Source organism: Luteimonas salinilitoris (genome assembly GCF_041300785.1).
Classification (GTDB): Bacteria; Pseudomonadota; Gammaproteobacteria; order Xanthomonadales; family Xanthomonadaceae; genus Luteimonas; species Luteimonas salinilitoris.
In genome coordinates this window covers 1-1,889 of sequence record NZ_JBFWIB010000046.1, presented here as the reverse complement: position 1 = coordinate 1,889, position 1,889 = coordinate 1, and the positions used below count along the sequence as shown (strand labels likewise).

At 65.6% G+C, this 1,889-nt stretch carries 3 protein-coding genes and 1 pseudogene; 2 read left to right on the top strand and 2 right to left on the bottom strand.

Annotated elements, in window-relative coordinates:
* Positions 1–675, top strand: a 675-nt coding sequence (locus AB5T46_RS20330) for a 2-dehydro-3-deoxygalactonokinase (RefSeq protein ID WP_370565931.1), incomplete at its 5' end; no start/stop codon positions are given.
* A gap of 136 nt (positions 676–811) precedes the next feature.
* Here AB5T46_RS20330 and AB5T46_RS20325 read toward each other — a convergent pair.
* Both AB5T46_RS20325 and AB5T46_RS20320 read right to left on the bottom strand, forming a co-directional pair.
* Complete coding sequence (locus tag AB5T46_RS20325) at positions 812–1,105, bottom strand: type II toxin-antitoxin system RelE/ParE family toxin (RefSeq protein ID WP_370565930.1); 294 nt, start codon at positions 1,103–1,105, stop codon at positions 812–814.
* Positions 1,102–1,359 carry a type II toxin-antitoxin system ParD family antitoxin gene (locus tag AB5T46_RS20320; RefSeq protein ID WP_370565929.1) on the bottom strand — a complete coding sequence of 86 codons (258 nt, stop codon included), beginning with the start codon at positions 1,357–1,359 and terminating at the stop codon, positions 1,102–1,104. Before AB5T46_RS20320 ends, AB5T46_RS20325 begins: the two co-directional genes overlap by 4 nt.
* Before the next feature lie 340 nt (positions 1,360–1,699).
* Here AB5T46_RS20320 and AB5T46_RS20315 point away from each other — a divergent pair.
* Positions 1,700–1,889, top strand: a pseudogene (locus tag AB5T46_RS20315) (galactonate dehydratase); the annotation flags it as partial.

Here is a 1,889-nt window from a genome sequence, read left to right as displayed (position 1 = left end):
GGCGAGCTCGCGGCGGCACTGCAACCCTGCGATGCCCCCGAATTGCCGGGCCGCCGGCTCTGGTTCGTGCCCGGCATGGCCGACCGCACCGGCGCCGGCGACGCGATGCGCGGCGAGGAAACCCAGGTGCTGGCGCTGCTCGAGCGGCTCGGTCGCGGCCGCCACGTCATCTGCCTGCCCGGCACCCACAGCAAATGGGTGGAGGCGGACGACGGCCGCATCGTCTCGATCGCGACCGCGATGACCGGCGAGCTGTTCGACCTGCTGCGCCGGCACGGCACCCTGGCCGAACTGGCGCCCGCAGGCGCAGGCCACGCCGGCATCGGCACGGCCGAGGCCGAGGCATTCGATCGCGGCATGCACGACAGCGCCGCCGCCGGCGGCCTGCTGCACCATCTGTTCGGCGCGCGCGCGCGCGTGCTGTTCGACAGCTTGTCCGCGGCGCGCCTGCCCGATTACCTCTCCGGCCTGCTGATCGGTCACGAAGTCCGCGCGCTCTCGCCTACGTCGGCGAAAGCAGGCGGCGTTCCGGTGCACCTGATCGGCAACGATGCGCTGCTCGATGCCTACGGCCACGCCCTCGTCGTATTCGGCGTTGAAATCCGTCGCCATTCCGAACAGCTGGCGGCCGACGGCCTGCACCTGCTGGCGCGCCATCGCCGCCTTCCCGGTTGAACCCGGCACCCGCGGCAGCAGCCGCCAACAGCCCGAAGGGCTGGTCATCCATGGACGTTGCCTTTCAAGGGGTTGAACGTCCATGGATGCCCGCCTACGCGGGCATGACGGGTTTTTTCGAGGAATCGGACGCTGCCTAGCCTTCGTGCTGCCAATCCTCCCGCCCATGGCGGACACGGATAACGAACACGTCGCCGTGGTCGTCGACCACGTAGACAACAAGGTGGGACTCAATGGGATGGATGCGCACGGGCGGAACGATTTCAGCCCGTTCCCGGGCTGCCTCGGGATTGTCGGCGAGGAAACGGAATGTCTTCTCGAGCAGATCGTGGTATCGCTCGGCCTGATGGATCCCGAACAGTTCCGCGCCTTCGAGGAAGATGGCGACGATATCCTCTTCCGCCTTCCCGCTCAGCCGATAGCCCGTCACGCGCGGCGCTTGCCCACCGATACCGCCTGCTTGCGGGCGACCTTCTTCAACTCGGTCATCGACCGGCGACCGGCGCCACTGGCGATCCCTTCGGCGACGAGCGCCTGCATGTGCGCGACCTTCGCCATCCGCTCCTGATCGCGCCGGATCAGGTGGCGGACATAATCGCTGGCATTGGCGTAGTGCCCCGAACGGGCCTGCTGCTCGACCCAGAGCTTCATGGCATCGGGGATCGACACGTTCATGGTCGTCATGGGAAAGCACCTCCGGTAGCCACCGTCCCATATTTGGCAAAGATTGTCAATCAGGCCTTCCGGCCGCTGGCGCGAAAGTGCACCTGGTTCCGTTTCTCGATCATGGGCACGATGAAGGCGCATCCACAGACCTTCATCGTCATCGGCATCCTGCGATCAGGCATCGACCCCGCCGAACTCGACCGGCAAGGCGGACTCTTCTAACAGCAAGGCCCGCATCGCGAGCCTTATGCTTCATGGGTAATCAGGAAGTAAACCTGGAACCGTTTTTGATCGAACCGTTTTTGATCAGAACCGTTTTTAATCAGGAAGTAAACCTGGAACCGTTTTTCACGACCGCATGAAGACCTACCGCTGGGTCGGCGGCGACCGGCCGGCCGAGCTGATCGCCCAGATCCGCGCGCTCACCGAGCAGGGCTACGACACGTTCAAGTTCAACGGCAGCGAAGAGCTGGCGCCGCTCGCCGGCACCGCGGCGATCGATGCGCTGATCGCCAAGGTGGCCGGCGTGCGCGAGGCGTTCGGCAACA